The organism is Paenibacillus terrigena DSM 21567 (assembly GCF_000374845.1).
GTDB classification, from domain to species: Bacteria; Bacillota; Bacilli; order Paenibacillales; family Paenibacillaceae; genus Paenibacillus_K; species Paenibacillus_K terrigena.
The window spans coordinates 18,940-40,277 of sequence record NZ_KB895415.1; the positions used below are offsets into that span (position 1 = coordinate 18,940).

Genomic DNA, 21,338 nt, shown 5'->3' on the forward strand with positions numbered 1-21,338 from the left:
TATTGATCGATCAATTTGGATGAAACCCACCCATGAGCACAATCACCATAACTAGAAATTGAATAACGAAGAATATCCCGATGATTCCGACAGAGAATATCCCTAGAGCCTTGAACACTTTCCTCAACATTTCAATGGATCCTTATTCTTCGCCGTTAGGAAAGGTTGATACATCATAAGTGCATGATTTTCCGTAATGTATTCATCTGCCAATAACTCACCAGCCAGTTTATATTTTTTCCTATAAATAGAGTTGTATCTTGCATACCCTCCCCAGTACTCCTGGGTAATCCGGTGTTCTCTCTCATATACCTCATAGGAATGCATAGGAGCAGAGGTCGATTGCCACTCCCCATATAAATATTCATCGTCTATATGAATACATAACTGGTAGGGCTGATCGGTTGGATTATATATTCGCAGGTCCAAATAGTTATAGGCGCAGGTCGCCCCGCTCCCAAATGGCTGCGTTCGATTTGAATCCGGAAAAACATCATAACTGTGCCGATGCCTCTCCGTTATCTCTAACGGCGTATGTAAGGTTATCCAATAGATCAGATTCGATAGCTGACACAGCCCCCCGCCTATTCCTGGTTTGAAGCTACCGTAGAATAACACCATGCCTTCAACGTATCCTTTTCTACGCGTGGGGTTGCCAATCGTCTTCCAATACGAAAATGTCTCCCCAGGATAAATCACGATTCGGTTTACTTGTTGGATCGCCAGCTTCAAATTCGTAATCTTGTTATATTGCAGCCACATATCCACATCTTTTAACTGTCGCAATAGCGGCGTCTTATGCTTCATAATTGGATAGTCAAATTCTTGGACATGAACCTGCTTGGCGAACTTCGTATTGCCGAAATACCATTCCACATATCTTTTGCATTGAAAATACAATCGTCCTAACCGCAATCTAGTCGTAGATCTCACTTTAGGTTTCATAGTAAACCTCCAATCAATGAAGAGATGCTGTTGTTCTATAAATTCATGAAAAACGGGCCGTTGCTGCGACAACCTGCCCGTTCACTTGATTTAACGATGAAGCAACCAATGCTCACACGTATCTGCTCGTAATTGAAGTTCATTGTACAATACACCAGCGTGATAACCATCGCAAACCGCATGGTGGAATTGTCCCGACAAAGGCAACCGTATTTTGCCATCTTGTTCAAAAAATTTGCCTATTGTGAAAATGGGCAGTAAATACGTTGCCTCGTTGTATATGTTCAGATTAAATCCTGTAAAACTGACCCAAGGAATGCTGGAAATCGAAAAGGTATTCGGTGGCACATTCGGTTTCGTCATGAATCCTTTGACATTTCCATATCTGCTCATATCATCGAGATATCGATTGTAAAACACATCAAAATCCTCGCTATACAACGTCCAAATCGAAGAGAACGTCTTATCATCATCGTGGAAAATCGTAAAACTAGGTGACATACGGTCCCAAAACCCTAATCTTCCATCCAAATCAAAACAAGTACGAAATTCTCGATGTTGATTTACCACTGTAGTTAACATGTGATTAAGCACGGGGTACATCTTCATTCCCTTACTCTCCACTTCTAACCGCAGTCTTGTAATATCAATGTTAGCTGTCACACTGTAGGTACATCGAACCTGATTTAAATAATGATCAAAATAAGGTTTTCTAGGCCAATTATCCATATCAATCGGATTGAAAATCATTGTTTAACCCCTCCTAAAATGATGACTTTTTCATTCTAGGAGGTCGAATCGACTGCAATAACCATATCCTTATCACATTCCTCATATTCATTTTTTGGTATGAATTACAATTCGTCGAACGAATCGAAATAGGCTTACGAAAAAAAGTAAAATAAAAAGGACAAACATGCGGTGTACCAGAGCAGAAACCTCCATGATCATACACCCTCTTTCACTTGCATCTACTTCCCGTCATGATCATATGTTACCTGTACATCCATATAATTACAAACAAAAAAACAAGTTGAATTCTGTAATCTACAGAAATCAACTTGATCAAGTCCTATCCTTCAAATCGATACGGTGCTAATCCTCTGACCGATGTCTTCACGCGGAATAATCCCCCGGATAACGGATATTTTGCTAACGCCTCTTCCCTAAGCCCGCCTCGCGCAGTGGTAATGTACAGCTCATCCATCGCTTCGCCACCAAATGCAACGGACGTGACGAACGGCGCAGGAACATGGATCGTATCGAGCAGTTCACCGGTATGCGGGTTCCAACGTGTCACGCGATGCCCTTGCCAATGTGCAACCCATATCATCCCTTCGGCATCCAACGTCATTCCGTCGGGATAACCTTCTTCTGCGGGGATGTGAATGACAGGTACTCCGCCAGCGAGTGCACCTGTAGCCTCATCATAATCGTAAACCTTGACGACACGCGTCGGCGTATCAATGAAATACATCTTAGTCCGATCTAGGCTCCAATCCATCCCATTTGAAATTCGAAGCGGTGTCAACTTCGGTTCTACAAGGAGATCTGGATGTAGACAATACAGGGTACCATTGTCTAGGATTTCATCGACATCCATGGAACCTGCCCAGAAGCGTCCTGCCGGATCGCATTTCCCATCATTAAATCGATTCGTCGGGATGTGTGCCTCGGGGTCATGGATCACTTCCAGCGCACCCGTCTCCAGATCTAGTGTATAGAACCCATGGTGTGCAGCAACCACTGCCCCACCTGACTTACGAAGCACCATCGAGCCAACGTATTGATCGAGCGAAATGGATCGATTGGTATGTTCCTTCGGATCATAGATATGAACAAGCCCTTGCAGGCCATCCACCCAGTACAATAACCCGCGTTCATGATCCCATACAGGACCTTCGCCTAAATCTGATTGCGTATCCAACACCAACTCAACTTCATAGGCATTGCTCACCTGTTACGCCTCCTAACTTTCATGAAGATAATATTCGCCCAGCCGTTTGCAAACCCTTTCAAATATGTATAACGACATGATTCAGAAACCAGCTTAACTGCTGATCCTCTAAATTTCATGTCTCCTATTGTTCATGGATAAAAACCTATTTTCTACGCTTAAATACGACAACGATATCCCGAGAACTACCTGAAGACTGGCTTGTATCGAAGCAAGAGACGAGCTCCCATCCCTCTTCGCCATGCCGATTCAATTCCTCTTGAAACTCTTCTTCATCAATTTTACCACCCATAAATCCGCCCGTTTTGAACTTCAATGTTCGGTACTCCCATTTTTCGAACACGTTACTCAACCCTTTCAACTCGAAAACAATAGATTCGTTTCCTATTTTTACCCAGATCAACTTCCATTGTACCACCATTCACTCATAGAACCCATATCAAAACACCGTGAAATGAACTTCTTCATTCCACGGCATCCTTGTATCCTTCGATTATCCGCCTTGAAGTGTTTTCACTTGGTTCAATCTAAAGAAAGATTGAGTACGTCTGTACCAATGGCTAAAACGAACAATAAGCTCATAAATAAGGTCGATACAATAACCCAACGACGACCTTGACGATTCTCGTTTAATCTGGAGAATGATCGATAGTATAGAATAATACCGCTAATGAGTAAGATACACTCGAGTGTGATACTAATAACAGGATATTGCCATAACCCGAAGCCAAGCATTGGAAGATTGCCGAAATTCCCAGGGAGTATGGGAAGATCCGAACGATGTACGAGAAGATCGAGAAACCAATGACTAAATACCACCGATCCAATGATAACTCCGCCTCGTCTGCCCCACAGCCGCCATGCACCCCATCCAGCTATCATTGCTATAAACAATGCTCCGATTAGTGAATGCGTATAATCTGCATGAATCATATTTGCGCCATACCCTGTCTCCCCAGATATCGGTTCAATCGTTTCCTTCCCTGTTAGAAGAAATGGTACAAAGACCACGTCTAATAATTGCGTACTTAGCATAAGCGCCCATAACGGTAACCGTGGCGCCTTCGCTTTCGCGGCAGCAGCAAGACCAAAATGACCTGCGAACATGTTACTTCCCTCCCTTTTCATGGTACCGCCGCGCACGAGCATCCAAATATCCGCAGCCTGCCACAAAAAGAATCATAAACAAAATAAAGTTCATTCTCCTCGCTCCCTTTATTAACGTTTATTCATTACAATTTGTACCCAATTTACGAATTCCAGCGATAAACGTATTAATAATCACATGCAGACTTTCATTTCGTTCAAGATCCATTCGGAACCCTCCCTTTTGTTCTAGGGAGGAAAATCCGTGCAGGATGCTGCGTAACCCGCGTGTCGCGTGAATCACTTCATCTCCTTCCAACCCATAGCTTCTTAAGAAATGAACTGCAAACATCACAATATCTGTACCCGCACGTTCAACCTCAGGGTCACTCGGATCAGGAGCTTGGAACGTGGCTTCATATAGACCCGGATGCCTGCGAGCAAAATCGACATAAGCCTCGCCGATCGCGTGCAGCCCTTGATCCAGCTCTTTAACACTAGCATTCGCTTCTAATAATGCGGCATACAGCTCATGTAAACCGTAAATCGCCATCTGCTTCCGCAACTCCTGCAAACCATCGATATGGTTATACAAGGAAGGCGGGCGAATGTTTAACTTTTGGGCCACTCGAGTCAATGTGACTTCATAAAACCCATCTTGATCAGCAATTTCAACGGCCGTCTGTACGATTGTGTTCAAATCTGCTCCGATTCTTGGGGACATTGGGTATACTCCGTTCTATGTTTGATGGTTCATATCACTGTGCAAGGCAAAAACTAATATCATTAGTTTTATCATAACTAATACTATTAGTTTTTTCAACCATTATTTTCCTTAATTCCAGCTTGCTGCTATGTACTTCTTCAATCAACAACAGAATAAACAACACGAAAACACCCGATCTGTTCATAGACCGGGCGCTTTCACGTGACACAGTATAGACATTTTTTCCATTCACGATACGAACTTACACAGCAGCAAACCGACTATGATATAATCGCGCATAGCAGCCACCCCTCGCCAATAATTCTTCACGTGTTCGAGTGCAATGTCGAAGCTGGCACGGCTCGAGATCATGTTCTGAAAAGCATTCTGAATGCGAGGGATGCGGGTGTATTACGAGAATAACTGAATCCAATACTTGCAGGAATCTTCTGTCGTCTCAGTCAGTATACCTTGATTCGCCTCGATAACCTTGCGGGATGCTGTATTCGAAGCGTTGCAAGTCAGCAATACTTCTGGAATGCCTTTCTCACGAGCCGCATCAAGAATCTCTCGCAATAGAATATTCCCGTAACCATTGCCTCTAGCAGACGGTCGAATGACATACCCTATATGTCCCCCGTGCTCGAGTAATCGATCATTGAGATGATGCCTTAACTTCCCATATCCAACAGGCTTACCCTGGACATAGAGCCAATAGATCGTCTGCGGCACGTAGCCCTCCTGCAAGTTCAAGCCCTGAGCGCATTCAAAATTTCGACGAAGTTTGGCTTTAAACTCTGCGATCTCATTGGAATACAGACTGTTCACAAATCCATTCTGACCTTCGCCGATCTCTTGAATCATTTGATAAATCGCATTATCCTCATCTAGTTTAAGCTCTCTAAGCTCGACTTGCCGTGGATAGGGCTCCAATTGATGATCTTCGATCAGCTCAATCGTTCTTCGTTCGGCTGCGAATTGCTTGATATGCGCTTTGATATTTGGGTATAAAATAATGCCGTCAAGTTCTGCGAGCGGAATCCATCGGACCCCAGATTGATCTCCGTCAGGGCGGTCTGGAAATCTCGGGCGTGATCCTTCGATCGGAGTACATTCAAACACCAGGTACAGCGTGTGGATATCGGAGCCAGAATCTTGCACGTTCAAATGCGGTGCATATTCATAGACGAAAGCAATCGGACCAACCGTCGCTTCGAGCATCGTCTCTTCCATCAGCTCTCGATGCACGCCCGCCGTCACCGATTCCCCAGGCTCCACACCGCCACCAGGCAGGTTATAATGTACGCCTTCTTCATCTCGATACTCGACGAGCAGGATCGAATCTCTCTCTATTACTAGTGCTGTGGCTCGAACACGAATCGGGTAAGACATGTCACAACGCTCCTCTTCGATTTGACTTATACGTTCCTACACATACCAATTGGGTTTAAAAACGTCAAAATCGTGATGGTCATCTAGCACTCGATTTATCTTATCCATCATCATGTCCAGTTCTTCGGGCTTCACCTTCAACACCCATACCACCGAGGAGATTATGGTCATTGCAAGATACAGTGCGTAGAGCTTCCAAAACAGCTCATCCGGCTCCTCACCCTGGTGATACCCTCGGATTTGCCCGATCGAAAAAGGGACACTCGTCTCACTGCAAAAGATGCCGATCTTAACAAATTCATGAACCGGGTCGCCCCAGTCGAACGCGCTAAAATCAATGACACCCTGCAGCTGCTGATCTCGAATGATTAGATTCCCCAGATGATAATCATCATGTTGAAACCGATTCGGACGGTCGATCATGAGATGGATATGCTTATCGATAAATGCAAGCACCTGCTCATCATTTCGCACCTTATAGCCGCAGTTGCGATATTGCTCCACATATCGTTGATGCTTCCGAAGCTTGCGATCATACCAGCTTGATATGGAGGAGGGGGCTGGCATCTGCGTAATCTTCAGCAATTCTTCCCCGGCTTGATAACCGATCTGAGCTTGCACTTCTTCCGGGAGCTTGGGAACAACTACTTCCCCATCCTCACCCTCCAAATAAGATATAATCAAATAACTTAAGCCTAACTCTGGGATTTGGCCGATCGCAATCGGTCTAGAGCATCGAACCTCATAGGCTGCCATGTGCAGTACCGTCTTATATTCCTTCTCCTTCCATGCATAGTCCTGAAGCGGGAACACCTTCAACAGCACTTGGTCCCCATTCGCACGACGCATCATGAATTTCTGGTCAGGCGAATAGCCTTTGTCAATGTATACGGCTTCCCGATATCCTTGAAGAGCCGGAATGTGCGATGCGATGTTCTTGATTTGATCTTGTTGACACTCCATTCTTTCTGCCTCCCATGTTGTTTAACGATCTCGCTCAATCCGATAGACTGCTTGTTCAGCACCAAAACGATGTAATTGATGCTGCAAGGTCATACCCACCCGCTCCAATAGCATACATGAAGCTTTGTTCGCTGTCTGAGTCTCTGCTACCAAACTCGGTAATTCCAGTGCGTACAGACCATAATCTATTACGCGTTCGATCGCTTCTGTGGCATATCCCGCCCCCCACCACTGTGGTAAAAACTCATACGAGATTTCTGTATGTATTCCATCGTGATAAGGGTCTAATGAGACCAAACCCATAAACTCTTGATGATCAATCGTCCGAATAACAAAGTAATGTGCGCCTTGCTCGACTCTCTTCATCACTTCTAGCAACTTCATTTGGAGTAGATGCTCTTCATCAATTGCACCGCCAAGATACATCCGAACTTGAGGATTCACATAGAGCTGCGCTACTTCATCCAAATCAAACTGTTCTATCTCTGTTAATCTACATCTATTCGTTTCTATCATCTAATTCGCACCTCAGTTATGCTCCCCGCTCAACATCGCATCCACCCATGCATAACATCTCGACAAATCTTCCTCCGAGATCAGATTGGACTGATGCTCGAATTGAATTATTACATGCGGCTGTTCTTCACGAATAATATGTAAATAATCGGCAATCGGCGCCCATCCTTCTTCTGCGTTCTGCTCAGGGAGCACGGGGTAATGATAATGCAGAATTTGTGCGTTCTGATACTGAAGCGTCCACAAATGAATGACATCCGCATATTTCGCATACTTCCGAATCACTTGGCGAGCATCGAAGTTCGGATCAACTTGCTCCTGAAGGAACAGCCGGCCTGTATCGAGGCATACTCGAACCGTCGGATAGCGCAGTAATAAGGTCTCTAAGTAATCTGATTCATATAAATAAGGGCAGAGTGCATCGAATTCAAGCACAGGGGTAAAATGATATGCTTCACCCCGCTCCGTCAGCCACTGAAATAGCGCCTCGCTCTTATTCACCAACTCCTCCAACGAAAATTGGCTCTGCATCACGAACTCTGCCGGATCACTGAACCGCCACGTCGACCAATTCACGCTGTCATCCAGGATAACAGGCTTCGGATAATGGAACAAAATATATGACGGCTTCACTCGCATCGCCGCTTCAAGCTCTTCTTGCACAAGCTTGTATGCATCCGCCCGCAACGAATCATCTTGCGCCAAGAACAACGCATCTCTCAGCCTCGAACGGCCTGCCCGCAGCGGAAAATGGATTCCTACGTTAAATTTTCGCTCCTCCGCTTGTCGAGCCAACTTCTCCAGATCCTGATCAGCCTCGAACAGACAGGCCTCCACACCCCAGAACCCCGCTCGGAAATCCCGCTCATATTTTGCCTCATCATAACTACCATATTGACCAATCATGAACCGATTCACAGATTTATCCCTCTCATTCCTCTATCGTAACAGCGCAATCGTTATCGGTAATAAGATACAAGCGAACCCAAACCCTAGCATCATGCGAGTGACCCGTTTCGGTAGACGCTCTGCTTCCTCGGTATACCAACCCCTGAATTGCAAGTAATTCCGATAAAATACCATAAATAACAGCAAGTCTCCGATGAGGAACATAAAATTCCCGCCAAATCGAAAGTTACCATATCCTTCACGACCTATGATCATCCTGATCACCGAATTTTCCATTTCTCCGATAATCCCCATAAAGAACAGCAAAAACACGGTCATCCTAAGAAACTCTAGCATACCTCTTATTAATGTTCTCATCAGCAACACCTCCGTCTAGATATTCTCTCCTTCCTATCAAGCTATTACTATGAACATTTTACCGATATAACCAATTTAATACAAATGGGACTATAATTGAAAAAAGCGACTGTATCGTGGAGAATATCTCCGTGATACAGTCGCTTCTTATATGCAGATTAGCTGCTTACTGGCGTCCCACTGTGTGGATTCCCCTTACCGTCTCCACGATCTGTAGGATTCACACCTCTTCTTCGCTCCAAATCCTCCGTCACGATTCCTAGTTTCTTATCCAGCTGATAACAGAGCATCAAGCCAATCCCTACTATGGCGGAGATCAGTGGGGCCCACAAATAATTGATCCGAATTGCATTGAGTGCCGACTCTGCTTGCTGAGCTGCATTTGGAACATAATTCGCCCAAGACAAGAGCCCTGCCGACAAGGCGCCGCCAACCCCCATCCCGACCTTGGCGCCGAAGCTCGACGCCGCGGACAACAGACCTTGCGCACGTACGCCTGATTTCCATTCCCCATAATCTATGGTATCCGCAATCATCGCGAAGCCCATACTCATGCTGAAACCGATTGCAAGCGCATTGATCACAAGACCCGCGAGCAGCATCGACTCGGATAGACTATAACTACCGATCAGTGCCACAGTAAACCCGATAATCATCAAGCTGGAGCCGAGAATCGACGTATTACGCTTGCCGATCCGCTTCGCCACGAAGGAGGAGCATACGAGCGTAACCAGTGCCAACATATTAATGCCCATAACGAGTGAGACCATATCCGGTTTCTTCATATTATACGTCCAGAAATAAATCGCGGACTGTGTCTGCATCGCATTAATCCCCATCTGCAGGAACCCGGAGATGAGCAGCAAAACCCACGGCCAATTGCCTCGAATCGCACGAGCTGACTCACGTAGAGGCAGCGGTTTATCGTGCCCGGTCGTTACCCTCTCCCTTACATTAAAGAACGTGATCAAGAAGAATATCCCGCCGATAATCCCGAACAGAACCATCGTATAGAAGAATCCCTTCTGCTGATTACCGCCACCAAGCGCATTCACAATGGGAAGTGTACCAATCGATACGACCATCATCCCTACCAGAGCGAGGAACATCCGGACCGATGCCAGCTCCGTGCGTTCTTGCGGATTGCTCGTTAAGCTGGGAAGGATCGAGGTGATCGGAATATTAATCCCGGAGTAGACGAGGCCTAACAACGTATACGTAATGTATGCATAGACCAATTTTCCTGTATCGCCAAAGTCAGGCGTCAAGAATGTCAGCATCGCAATGACGGCAAACGGAATCCCAAGCCACAAGAAGTAAGGCCGACTTTTCCCCCACTTGCTGTTCGTCTTGTCAATAATAATACCCATAACCGGATCGGCAAACGCATCAAGCACCCGCGTAACCAAGAACAAGGTGGCGACCGCCCCCGCACTCAATCCATAGACATCTGTGTAGAAATACATCAAATAAATCGAGATCATCTGAAAAATCAAATTCGATGCCGTATCCGAAATTCCATAGCTGATTCGCTCTCCCCAACCCACTTGCTTTGCCGACATGGATTTTCCCCCTTCACTTAATAAAGCGCTTACATTTTGTTGTGAAATCATCATAATGCAATCCAACGCGCATTTATGGTATATTATCAACATTATTTGTATTTCCTTCAAATTTCTTTGTAATTCATGAAGGGTAAGGGGTGCATACAGCATGGAGCCGAGACTACAAATCGAAGATATGGAATACATCTGCAAGCTGATGTTCGAGAATAATAAAATATCCACCGTCTATATCAATGCGTCGGGTGACGTAGAATTCGAATTTTCTTACCCTTCTAGTGACGATCCATTTGCCCAGCATAAATTAGAGCTTTACAGCCAACTCGCAGGTCCCCAGCATCCTACGCAGTTCCCAATCCTACGAACGACAAGCTTTCTAGGGAACTTCTTCGCCGTCCGAATCGAACTCGAAGAGCTGCAGCTCGGTACGATTATCGTAGGCCCTTCCCTCTACCAGGAGATACGCAAGGAAACGTTGGACAAGTTAATGAATGATTATCAGCTTCCCCACATGCATAAGCAGGCGATCACACAGTATTTCGAGCATGCGCCTGTCTTGAACAAGATGCAGCTGCTGCATGTGAGTATGATGTTGTATTACTTGATTTATCGAAAGAAGCTCGATGTCGTCGAGGTGCTCCAGCTGAATCATAGACTTGAGCTTGCAGAAGATACGATCGACAATATCGATCTGGATGTCTCGAATCGCAGGCAGAGCAACCATTACCACCATGATCCCGCAGTGGAACGCAGCGTGTTTAACAGTGTTCGTGACGGCAATCGTGAAGCACTCTTCAAGAGCATTGCAGCGCTGCCTGAAGAACAGCTCGGCGTTCTGTCGAAGAAAAGCCATCTACGAAGCAGAAAAAACCTTTCCATCATCGGCATTGCGCTAGCCACACGCGCAGCGATTGACGGGGGGCTTCACTCGGAGGTTGCGTTTACCCTCAGCGACATATACATTCAGCATATTGAAGAATTGACGGATATAAAGCAGCTTAAAAATGTGGAGCTCGATGCTTTCCTAGAATTAACGGACCGCGTAAAGGCCTGCAAAGAACAGAGCTACACCAAGGCGGTTACCATATGCCAACATTATATTTTCAACCATTTGCATGAAGAAATTTCCCTGCAGAGACTCTCTGAATTAACCAACTTGCACCCGAGCTACCTATCCCAGTTATTCAGACGAGAAGTTGGCATATCGTTAAGTGAATATATCCAACGCAAACGCGTCGAAGAAGCCAAAGTGCTGCTGGCTTCCAGTGAATTCTCATTATCGGATATCTGCGCGCGGCTTAATTTCTACGATCAGAGCTATTTCTCCAAGATCTTCAAGAAATATACAAACTTGACTCCGAAGCAATATCGGAACACGAAGAACCTGCCCTCTACGTAACAGCGTCCTTCAAAAGAAAAACCACCCTGAGTCTCTTACGAGAGACCAGGGTGGTGATTAGCATGTGTACGATGAGCATCCCATTCTTCTTCAATCAAATCTTTATTCATCAATTCTCCGATGTAATATCCTTCTCTAGCGGCACCAATGACACCCGTAAAACAATTCTTCGCATCTCCAATAATGTAGACACCTTCGATAGCGGTATGACCGTAATCGCTCGTTGTCACGTAGCCGCCCGTTTCATTCATGGGAATGCCCATTGTCGATGGGATGAGCGTAGCTTGCTTGGCTCCTGTATCGAGAAGAAATCCCCCCTTGCAGGGAATCGACTGACCGTCAATGAACACGATCTCATCCAGCTTTCCTTCATTGGATTTCATTGCAAGGATTTCCGTTTCTATCATTTGAATGTGATGCGCTTCCATCTCTCTTCTTTCTTCCCCTGTGATGGTTGAGGAACCATTCGTGAGTACGATCAAATCTTTACTCCAGCTATATATCGTCTTCACGAAATGAAAGAGTCGTTCATCGTTACCCATTACGGCTAAAGGTTCATTTCTGCGTTCCCATCCATCGCAATATGGGCAGGGGAACACGGAAGTGCCGTAGACTTCTGTAAGACCTGGGATAGGTGGAAGATGGTCTTTCATTCCTGTCGCAAAAATGATTTTTTTGGAGCTGAATGTGTGCCCACCTCGAGTTAAGGTCCGAAATATACCTTGCTCCTGCTGTACTTGCTCAACAACATCTTGTTCGATGAGCACGTTCGTGTACGCCTTCATTTGCGCGATGGCTATTTCTTTAAAATCAGAAGGTTTCACGCCATCTCTCGTCAGATATCCATGCGATTCATAGGTCACGCTGTTCCTTGCTTTTCCCTCATCGATGACAACGACTAGGCGACAAGATCGACCTAACAAGAGTGCAGCACTAAGACCAGCAGGTCCCCCACCGACAATAACGACATCCATTAACACATTGGTATCCTTCACGATTGCTTAATCTCCTTGATTTTTTTACGACTTCTAAGACGTATATGCTATCTAGTAATACACTTGTCTCTCTCTGGTTATACGTATTAAGAAGATCCGCCACCTGAGATTGTCGCTAACCGACGATTCCTGTGCGTTCGACGCTCTCGACGAAGTAACGCTGGAGAATCACGTAGAGCACGATAATCGGCGCAATGAACAGCAGTTCTCCTGTATTTTTGATCATATACGCATACAATCCATCTTCGAACTGTGTCGCCGTCCACATCGTTGGCAGCATCGTGGACAAGACCTTGATCCGGGTCAAAAGTAAGGAGACGTAATAGTTGTCATTCCACATCCAGACGAAGGAGAACAAGGAGACGGTGACAATCGCCGGAACGGCGTTCGGCAGCATAACCCGGTAGAACGTCTGGAGAATACCGCAGCCATCCATATAAGCAGCCTCCTCCAGCTCCTTCGGTATGCCACGGAAAAATTGCCGGAAAATGAAGATGAATAATCCGCTCTTAATGCCCATTCCCATCGCCGATTGCAGAATGAAGGGCCAGTAGCTATCCAGCAGGTTAACGCCATTGCCGCCCGTGAATAATCCGATCAGACCGCCAAAATCGAAGAATCGATAGTTCAAGTAGGTCGGTATCATTAAGGTCTGGGATGGCACCACAATCGTGAATACAGCCAGTGCGAAGAGAACCCCGCTTCCCTTGAATTTCAGCCTTGCAAACCCAAACGCGGCGAGTGAGCACGAGATGACTTGCAGCACGGTCGTCATCACCGAGATCAAGAGCGAGTTAAAGAACGTATCCGCATAATGCAGCGTACTCGCCGCAAATTTGAAATTATCGAGCGTGAAATGCTTCGGAAGCCATAGGACGGTTGGATCTAACATATCTACCCGATCCTTGAAGGCAATCGAAATCTTGAAGAACAGCGGATATATGATGACGAAGCAAAGTCCTATGATGAGTATCGCCCTAACGAGAATCCAAGCCCAGTTCTGCATTTTAAGGAGCGGCTGTTTCTCACGAGCTAACCGGACATACGCTGCCCTCTTGTTCATAACCACTTGTTTCAGAACAATCCCTCCTTAATTTTTCCGCATTAGTCGTGATAGAACACTTTGGTCGACACCGCACGGACCAAGATGAGCAGGATAATGGATGTTACGATAAAATACACCCACGACATCGCTGCACTCAGACTGAAGTTAAGCGCCTTGAAGGCCGTCTCGTTAATCAACACACTCAGCTTGTTGTAGTTATACGAGTCAATCACCGTATAGACAATGTTCGTCAGAATCAGCGGACTTACCATCGGGAAAGTAATTTTCCAGAAGGCTTCATATCCTGTCGCCCCTTCGATCTTGGCCGCTTCATACAGCGATGGAGATACGGATTGAAGACCTGCCAGGAACACTAGAATTTGCACACCGGAGTGGCTAATAATTTCATAAATCCGATTCACCGAACCTGTAATATAAGAAGTTAATTCGTTGCCGAAGCCCGACTGCAGCATCAAGGTCTCCAGCTCAGAGCTCGTAAGCCCCGCTCCATCGACGCCGCCGGTCACGGTCTGCGCCACGCTCGCCAGATCGCTGCTCTGCTCGATAGAGAGCAAATTCGTTGCAAGCAGTACCGGAAGGAAAAAAATTGCCCGAGCCAGCACCCTGCCGCGGAATTTCTGATTCAGCAGGGAGGCAGCGAATAGACTAAAGATAACAATCGAAGGAATATTGACGAGCAAACTCACGATCGAATCCATTAATACGCGATTGAAGGTTGGATGCTTGTAGAAGATCTCCTGATAGAACTTCAAGCCCGCAAACTTCGTATCGAAGCCGCTGAGCGCTACCGTTAGATTATTGAAGCTGTACACGAGCGATTCGTATAATGGAATCACGAACAAGAACACAAATCCGAGGAACCATGGAACAACGAACATCACGCCAATCCATGATTTTTTCTGTGACATCGTCAGCCCTTTTCTCATCGCCCTGCACCCCCTACCAAGTAACCTTCAGCCGCTATAGTGGTACCGTTCACCAGCACGTCCGTCTGATTATAATTCACCGTTATCGATGTCCCGTTCTCATACGTCGTGCGGTACACATGATCAGCGAGCTTCTCATGATTGACGATCGCCTGCGTGCGCAGTCCTCGCATCACTTCGTTCGTCTCCCGGTAATACTGTACGGCCTCATCCAGCCAATTCGTATAACTCGCCGAATATAAATCATTAAACATCGTATTTCGCACAGCGGAAGGCTTCTCATAGAACCACTGATAGTACACATTGGAGCCGGTCTCGAGCGTCTTCAGCACGTTCGACTTATAGCTCTGGTCCGGACTCATATTGATCGGTGTTCCCGCGTAATCGATGAATCCATGCAATACGAGCGAATAGAAAGGAATTTCTTCATCCGCAATGTTGAGCATGCTGCTCTTCATCGGTGCATCCACAATTGACTTCACGTAAGGCAAGACGTTGGCATTCCCGCCGCTAACCATCGTATGGCCAACCCGTTCCTGAATTAATTTCACACTATCCGCGATGATCGCAGCACTCTGCTGACGATCGATCGTTCGCCCTGAAGTGACATCGGAACTTATCACATCCCCCAAATCACGCAACGACAGACCGCCCACTTGCAGAGGTTCGTAGTCCTTCAGGAAATTCCCGACAAGGTCCGGCAGCTTCTTCGGCGACAAGAGATAATAATCTAGATCGCCGCGACTTCCCATTACCAGATCTGTCTTGTATTGTGCAATCCCTTCACGGAATAGGAAGCTCGCACCGTCACGTTTGGGCTTGAATCCATGCCCCGTCGTATACATACGTAAGAAAGACACATCTGGAAAAAGGTCGATCTTCTGTTCATGCGCATAACGGATTAAATCTTGCAACCCTGAAGCTCCGCCCAGTGCTGAATCAATATCGACATCATCCGGATAATCATGATTCATCCCTCGATTGAACCAACCGGAATAACGAAGCTTGATCTGACTCACGCCTCTTTGCTTCAGCATCGCGAGCGCCGACTTCGCCTGTTCAAAGCTAGTTAACGATTTCACCGATTGATATGGAATCCCGAGGAACGTGTCCCGGACCGAAATGGAGCCGACCAGATCCAGAACAAATGGCGTCTCTGCAGCAGCTTCCAGCTTGGTTAGCTTCTTACTCTTCACCAGATAATCTTGATAGTACTTCGCCATGCCGACATAACTCGCCGATTCCTTCGTCAGGAAGGCATAGCGCAGCTTAATATCCCCTTGATACAGCACTGGGAACATGGGACTATCCTTCTTCACGCTGCCTGCACGATACGTGAACGACTCCATTGGCTTCAGCAGGAACTTCGCACTGACACGGTTGTACGTATTCACACGACCGCTGACGTCCGCATTCACGGAGGCAATAGCATCTCCCTCTTCGATGATACAGAAGAAGGCTTGATCACCTTGATTCATCCCGAATACAGGCATCCTTGATGTTTGCTTAAACTCCTTCACCACATCCTTCTCTCTTAGCGTCGGGTCCTTGCCATACATCGGCATGTCATATGGTGGAACGGATGTCTTCCCATTGTTCAAATGAATCAGTGCGCCCGATCCGTCTGGAACGAACATATAGCCGTTCTGATTCGCACCTGCTGCGCCGAACATCTCTAACACTTGGATCGAATCAATCGGGAATTCCTTCGTATCCTTCATTTCACGTACAGGGACTTGCACCATGAAGTTCGCATCGTCCAGATAATATTCGATCGGCACGGTGAACCTGGCTGCCGCCGTGGACTTCTGTCCCCCTGCTTGGTTCTGCGCATTGTCCTTCGCCGCTTCTTCCGCCGTATAGCCTACGGAATCTAGGATTGCGACGACATCTTTGACGACGTACTCCGGCATCTCTTTGCGCGTATAGACTTGCTTCGCTTCATCGAATTTGAAGCGTTTCTCAATTTCGAACTTCTTTCCTTCATCGGGAATTTTATTCAAGATCATCTCATCCATACGCTGCTTGCTAATGATCAGCGGTATGGCTTCCATCCCTTTCTGGAAGTTGCCTAGCTGATAGACGACTTTAACCCCCTTCTCCGTCTTGAAAATTTCGAACTGTTTGCGTTTGATCGCTTCAGCGAAATTGTTCACGTAGAAGTTCTGCCCTTTATCATTGTTATAGGCAATGGAGAATTGCGACGATAAGTTATCGCGATTGATACCTTCCGCTTTCTTATCTGACTCACGATCGAGCGGATTCGAGTACCAGGTATGCCCACTGCGCTTATCCTTCACCGAGATCTCCGTTGTCGCAGGGTCCATATACAGCTGAAGCGCCTGCGTCTCCGCCACCAAACTAGGGCCACCACTAATACCACTGTCGCCAAATCGGGCAGGTTCGGCAGACTTCTCTGTGCTGGCCACGTTGTTCGTCGCATTCGCAGCCGTTCGCTTGGTGTCATCTCCATTGTTCATCATCCGTATCCCAAGATACCCGATGATGATGGCACCAACCAAGCTCATTAGCAACCAGCCTACTGTTTTACGTCTCACACCGATCCCCCCTTACAACCGAACGATGATTTCGCGGTATAACGCCTCAATGAAGGTAATCATCTGCTGCACTAAGCTGAAACAGAGGAGACCCAAGAAGACGATAAACGCCATCACCAGTACGGTCAGAATTAACGTCAGTATTGTTTTGCCAATGGAATATTGATGTACCGTCATCGTCCCTATGAACAATAACCACCCGAACCATAGGTATGCAATCGAATCGAGCAGATAATAGAACGGCGTCTCATCGATCGTGATGACATTACTGAAGATCACTTGCGGCAGGAAGATGATGACAAGCGGCAGTGTCGCATACCCGACAGCCATCACAATATCTTTGAATTTGCCTTCCCCATCCATCAAGGTAGTAAGCGACCAATTAGAGATACAGAACAATAGGAACGGGAGTACAATAAATTTCAATTCATCGACACTATTCAACTCATCTAACTTATTGAAATTCACGATAAACCCGGAATACTGCCGCTTCAGGATCATCGTAATGACGACCAAGACAAGAATCCCTAATGCAATCCAGACCTTGCCTTTATGTTCATATTTCAATTCCCAGAAGCTGCTGAATGGACGCACCATCGTACGAAATGGCATCTTAATCACACCAGTATCGATATAATGCGCGGTCGTCGCCAGCTTCCTACGCATATACAGTCGTCCGGCAACGATCGCTGCCACAATCATGAAGAGCATCGTCATGATCGTCCCGAAATTGTCCCACATATATTCGGTACGGTATCGTTTCAAGGCCTCCGAATAGTACTTGCGATTATTGCCGTTCTCGAAGTATTCCATGGCCTGCTTGTTATCACCCTTCTTCAAGAGCGCCTTCCCGATCCCGATATAGGCAATGTCGAAGTTCGCATTCAGCTTGAGCACTTCTTCCCAGCTCTTCGCAGCTTGATCTTCCTTGCCGTTGTAGTGCTGCTTCACGCCTTCACGAATTAACGATCCGTAGCGGGTTGGACTGAATACGACGAGGCGGTTCGTCCCCCCATCGAGCACGACCATCCGATCCCCTAACATATCCATCGCTGTCGGCTTCTGAAAATGATCAACGTTCGTTCCCGTACCGCCGAACTGATACAGCATATTTCCGTCATTGTTATACGTAAATATGCGGTTACGCTTCGAATCCAGCGCGCTGTACATGCCACTCTCGTCATAGATCACATCGACGAAGACCGAGCTGCCTGCATTCTGAACCGTCGTCTGCTTGGCTGCATCGACTTGAATCGCGGATACATCCCCAACCGGATCGAAGTACCCCTCACGGCGTAAGATATCCTCACCGCCCGGATTAATCCGTTTGATCGGCTCTGGTGCATTCGCCTCCGACGAGACTGCATAGATGAAGCCGCGATCATCTAGATCCAAATTGGAGAATTCCACCGGAAGGAATAATTGCATCTGACTGCTCTGTTCCTTCGTGGAGAATCGTTTCCAGAAGAGATCGATAGGGCTGAATCGCACCTTGTTCGTCCCGACATAGCCGCGGAAATTCCCCTCGATATCGAATTCCATGATCCCTTCAAAAGCCCCTTGTGCCACAACGTAAAGGCGGTTTGTCTTATCCACCGACAGCTTCAGCGGAAAGTATTGGAACTCCTTCGGAATAATACTCGATACCGGAGGACCGAAGATTTTGAGCAATTTCCCTTCGTCTGTTAGTTGAACCACACGGCTATTCTGCGTATCGGCAACATACAAGTTATTGTCTGGATCTACGAACACGCCATTCGGCTTATTGAATGTATCTTGCTTGCCTGAATGATCGAACGAGGAAATCACACCGACCAACTTCCCTGACTCATCCAGGTGCACAATCCGGTTGTTGCTCGTATCGGCAATATAAATATGATTCCGTTTACTTACATACACATCTTGGGGATCATTAAAATCCCCAATCCCTAGACCCGAGCCGTACAATTCATATTCGCTTATATATGGATAAGGCGCTGGCTCCGCTTCTCTCCAGTACGAATAGTTATAACCGTGATCTGGCACGGCCGCTTCTGCTGGCGTACTCCCCGCGAGAAGCATGAAGATGAGCAGCCAGACCGTTATCTTCCTGATCGCCACGCGCGCTCCTCCCTTCTATCGTTAATCTTTCATCCCCGATGTCGACATCGTCTGAATGACATTGCTCTGCGTGAAAATAAATATCGCCACGGGCACGATCATCATGATAAGGGCAGCGGCTGCCATCGGACCGGAACGGACGAAGCCACCGGATAAAATCTGACTAAATGCATAGTCCATCGTCTTGAGCTGCTCGCTGTAGATGTACGAAGCGCCTTGACTCCCCGAACCCGTTCCCCATAATCCTTTAAATGAGAAAATAATGAGCGTAAGCCATGCAGGCCGCACGATCGGCATGACGATTTTCCAAAAAATACGATATTCGCTCGCACCATCAATCTTCGCAGCTTCGAGCAGTGAATCTGGAATTTGTTCCATGAACTGCTTCATCAGGAAGAGTCCAAGCGACGTCGCGAATGCCGGGAAGATCAGTGACCAATACGTATTCAGTAAACCGATCCATGTCATCGTCAGGTATGTTGGAATCGACGTAACCTGCGATGCGAACATCAGTGATAGGACAACGAGCCCGAACAAGAAGTTCTTGCCTGGAATATTCATCTTGGCAAGCGGATACGCTGCCATCGAAGCAAGAATGACATGACCTGCCGTCCCTAGAAATGCCACGAAAAAGGTGTTGAAGATATACCTGGATAACGGCACCCACGAGTTCGCGAAGATCAGGAACAAATCGTAGAAGTTATCCAATGTCGGCGTGCGCACGATAAAGGTGGGCGGGAATAGGAACATCTCATCGAGCGGCTTGAGTGCCGTACTAATCATGAAGACAAATGGAACTGCCATGAACGCGCCTGCCGCAGCCAATAGAACAAATATTGCGATATCGACTGGCATTGAACGGTTCACTTTCTTCTCTCTCCGTAACCGAATTTGGAGTTGCATGGCATCTATTCACCCACCTTCCTGAGCAGCCTCTGAATAATCATGTTCGAGCCTAACATAATCACGAACAAGATCGTCGCAATCGCACAAGCATACCCCATCTCGAACCGAATCGTACCGTAGTCGTTCAAATGCGTGACGATCGTATGCGCGGCATACTGCGGGCTGGGGAACCCAACCATACTCGTCGCCACCTCCGCCACAGCGAAGGAGCTCGAGATTTGCATCACGGCGCCGAACAGCAATTGCGGCCGCATCGAAGGCAAGGTGATGTACCATAGCTCTTGCCAACGGTTCTTCACCCCATCGATCGCACCCGCTTCGATTAAGGTCCTGTCCATACTCTGCAGACCTGCGATGAACGCAAGGAATGCTGTACCCAGACTGAGCCAGAGCTGTACGATCATAATGATGACAAGCATGTATTTCGGATCTTGCAGCCATTGAATCGGTTCGAGAATGAAGCCCCACTTCATCAAGAAGGCATTTACATACCCGAAGGAATCACCGGAAAAAGCGACCTGCCAGATCAAATACACATTCCCCGAAATCGAGGGTGCATAGAACAGAAGCGTTACGAGGGCGCGAATTTTCGGCGATAATTCATTAATCAGCCAGGCCAGCATGAAGCAAGCAATATAACTAATCGGCCCTGTAATGAGCGCGAATAACAACGTATTCTTCAGTGCGACGAGGAAGATCTCGTCTTTCAGGAACAGCGTCGCATAGTTCTCCCAGCCCACCCATTTCGGTGACTCGAGCACGTTGTAATAGGTGAAGCTCAGGGCAAATGCCATCACGACGGGGAAAGCAGTAAAAATGAAGAATAAGATAAAATAAGGCGCGAGCAGTACATACCCTTGCTTCTGCTGCTTCATCGTTTTCCAGAGCTCAGCGTACTTGCCAGGTTGTCTCCGAGGAACAGGCGACGGAACAACGCGGCCGGGTTCAGGTAAGCTAGTGTTTAGTTCAACCGGATTAGGCACCTCGATCACCTC

At 46.9% G+C, this 21,338-nt stretch carries 20 protein-coding genes; 1 reads left to right on the plus strand and 19 read right to left on the minus strand.

Going from position 1 to position 21,338, the window contains the following annotated elements; translation table 11 throughout:
• Positions 1 to 123 precede the first annotated feature (123 nt).
• The 12 genes from C558_RS0111645 to C558_RS0111705 all read right to left on the minus strand — a co-directional run bounded on the left by C558_RS0111645 (position 124) and on the right by C558_RS0111705 (position 10,393).
• On the minus strand, positions 124 to 945 hold the full coding sequence (locus C558_RS0111645; protein ID WP_018756451.1) for a VanW family protein: 822 nt from the start codon (positions 943 to 945) through the stop codon (positions 124 to 126).
• A 90-nt stretch (positions 946 to 1,035) separates the two neighbouring features.
• On the minus strand, positions 1,036 to 1,695 hold the full coding sequence (gene catA, locus C558_RS0111650) for a type A chloramphenicol O-acetyltransferase (RefSeq protein WP_018756452.1): 660 nt from the start codon (positions 1,693 to 1,695) through the stop codon (positions 1,036 to 1,038).
• Positions 1,696 to 2,017: 322 nt separating this feature from the next.
• A complete protein-coding gene (locus tag C558_RS0111655) occupies positions 2,018 to 2,902 on the minus strand; it encodes an SMP-30/gluconolactonase/LRE family protein (RefSeq protein WP_018756453.1) in 885 nt (294 codons plus the stop codon).
• Positions 2,903 to 3,047: 145 nt separating this feature from the next.
• Complete coding sequence (locus C558_RS34655) at positions 3,048 to 3,245, minus strand: DUF4177 domain-containing protein (protein ID WP_040674937.1); 198 nt, start codon at positions 3,243 to 3,245, stop codon at positions 3,048 to 3,050.
• A 179-nt stretch (positions 3,246 to 3,424) separates the two neighbouring features.
• Positions 3,425 to 4,009: a hypothetical protein gene (locus C558_RS0111665; RefSeq protein WP_018756455.1), complete on the minus strand. Its 585-nt coding sequence runs from the start codon at positions 4,007 to 4,009 to the stop codon at positions 3,425 to 3,427.
• 118 nt (positions 4,010 to 4,127) lie between these two features.
• A complete protein-coding gene (locus C558_RS0111670) occupies positions 4,128 to 4,712 on the minus strand; it encodes a TetR/AcrR family transcriptional regulator (protein ID WP_018756456.1) in 585 nt (194 codons plus the stop codon).
• A 393-nt stretch (positions 4,713 to 5,105) separates the two neighbouring features.
• Positions 5,106 to 6,086, minus strand: coding sequence for a GNAT family N-acetyltransferase (locus tag C558_RS35100; protein WP_018756457.1), 981 nt, complete (start codon positions 6,084 to 6,086; stop codon positions 5,106 to 5,108).
• Positions 6,087 to 6,122: 36 nt separating this feature from the next.
• On the minus strand, positions 6,123 to 7,049 hold the full coding sequence (locus C558_RS0111685) for an aminoglycoside phosphotransferase family protein (RefSeq protein ID WP_018756458.1): 927 nt from the start codon (positions 7,047 to 7,049) through the stop codon (positions 6,123 to 6,125).
• Positions 7,050 to 7,070: 21 nt separating this feature from the next.
• Complete coding sequence (locus tag C558_RS0111690) at positions 7,071 to 7,565, minus strand: GNAT family N-acetyltransferase (RefSeq protein ID WP_018756459.1); 495 nt, start codon at positions 7,563 to 7,565, stop codon at positions 7,071 to 7,073.
• Positions 7,566 to 7,577: 12 nt separating this feature from the next.
• Positions 7,578 to 8,483, minus strand: coding sequence for a TIM barrel protein (locus C558_RS0111695; RefSeq protein ID WP_018756460.1), 906 nt, complete (start codon positions 8,481 to 8,483; stop codon positions 7,578 to 7,580).
• A 21-nt stretch (positions 8,484 to 8,504) separates the two neighbouring features.
• Positions 8,505 to 8,831, minus strand: a complete 327-nt coding sequence (locus tag C558_RS0111700; RefSeq protein WP_018756461.1) for a hypothetical protein — start codon at positions 8,829 to 8,831, stop codon at positions 8,505 to 8,507.
• A 158-nt stretch (positions 8,832 to 8,989) separates the two neighbouring features.
• Positions 8,990 to 10,393, minus strand: a complete 1,404-nt coding sequence (locus C558_RS0111705) for a glycoside-pentoside-hexuronide (GPH):cation symporter (RefSeq protein ID WP_018756462.1) — start codon at positions 10,391 to 10,393, stop codon at positions 8,990 to 8,992.
• Positions 10,394 to 10,544: 151 nt separating this feature from the next.
• Between C558_RS0111705 and C558_RS0111710 the strand changes: the two genes are divergently transcribed.
• A complete protein-coding gene (locus tag C558_RS0111710; RefSeq protein WP_018756463.1) occupies positions 10,545 to 11,792 on the plus strand; it encodes an AraC family transcriptional regulator in 1,248 nt (415 codons plus the stop codon).
• 35 nt (positions 11,793 to 11,827) lie between these two features.
• On the opposite strand, the gene C558_RS0111715 is transcribed toward C558_RS0111710, so the two are convergent.
• The 7 genes from C558_RS0111715 to C558_RS0111745 form a co-directional block, all read right to left on the minus strand.
• Positions 11,828 to 12,787: an NAD(P)/FAD-dependent oxidoreductase gene (locus tag C558_RS0111715; RefSeq protein ID WP_018756464.1), complete on the minus strand. Its 960-nt coding sequence runs from the start codon at positions 12,785 to 12,787 to the stop codon at positions 11,828 to 11,830.
• A gap of 115 nt (positions 12,788 to 12,902) precedes the next feature.
• Complete coding sequence (locus C558_RS0111720; RefSeq protein WP_018756465.1) at positions 12,903 to 13,850, minus strand: carbohydrate ABC transporter permease; 948 nt, start codon at positions 13,848 to 13,850, stop codon at positions 12,903 to 12,905.
• A gap of 41 nt (positions 13,851 to 13,891) precedes the next feature.
• A complete protein-coding gene (locus C558_RS0111725) occupies positions 13,892 to 14,779 on the minus strand; it encodes a carbohydrate ABC transporter permease (protein ID WP_018756466.1) in 888 nt (295 codons plus the stop codon).
• Entirely contained in the window at positions 14,776 to 17,337 is a 2,562-nt protein-coding gene (locus C558_RS0111730; protein WP_018756467.1) for a DUF5696 domain-containing protein, read from the minus strand. Before C558_RS0111730 ends, C558_RS0111725 begins: the two co-directional genes overlap by 4 nt.
• 12 nt (positions 17,338 to 17,349) lie before the next feature.
• Positions 17,350 to 19,437 (minus strand): YIP1 family protein, encoded by a 2,088-nt coding sequence (locus C558_RS30890; RefSeq protein WP_018756468.1) that lies wholly within the window; start codon positions 19,435 to 19,437, stop codon positions 17,350 to 17,352.
• 21 nt (positions 19,438 to 19,458) lie between these two features.
• Positions 19,459 to 20,340: a carbohydrate ABC transporter permease gene (locus C558_RS0111740; protein ID WP_018756469.1), complete on the minus strand. Its 882-nt coding sequence runs from the start codon at positions 20,338 to 20,340 to the stop codon at positions 19,459 to 19,461.
• A gap of 5 nt (positions 20,341 to 20,345) precedes the next feature.
• Positions 20,346 to 21,326: a carbohydrate ABC transporter permease gene (locus tag C558_RS0111745; RefSeq protein ID WP_018756470.1), complete on the minus strand. Its 981-nt coding sequence runs from the start codon at positions 21,324 to 21,326 to the stop codon at positions 20,346 to 20,348.
• Positions 21,327 to 21,338 lie beyond the last annotated feature (12 nt).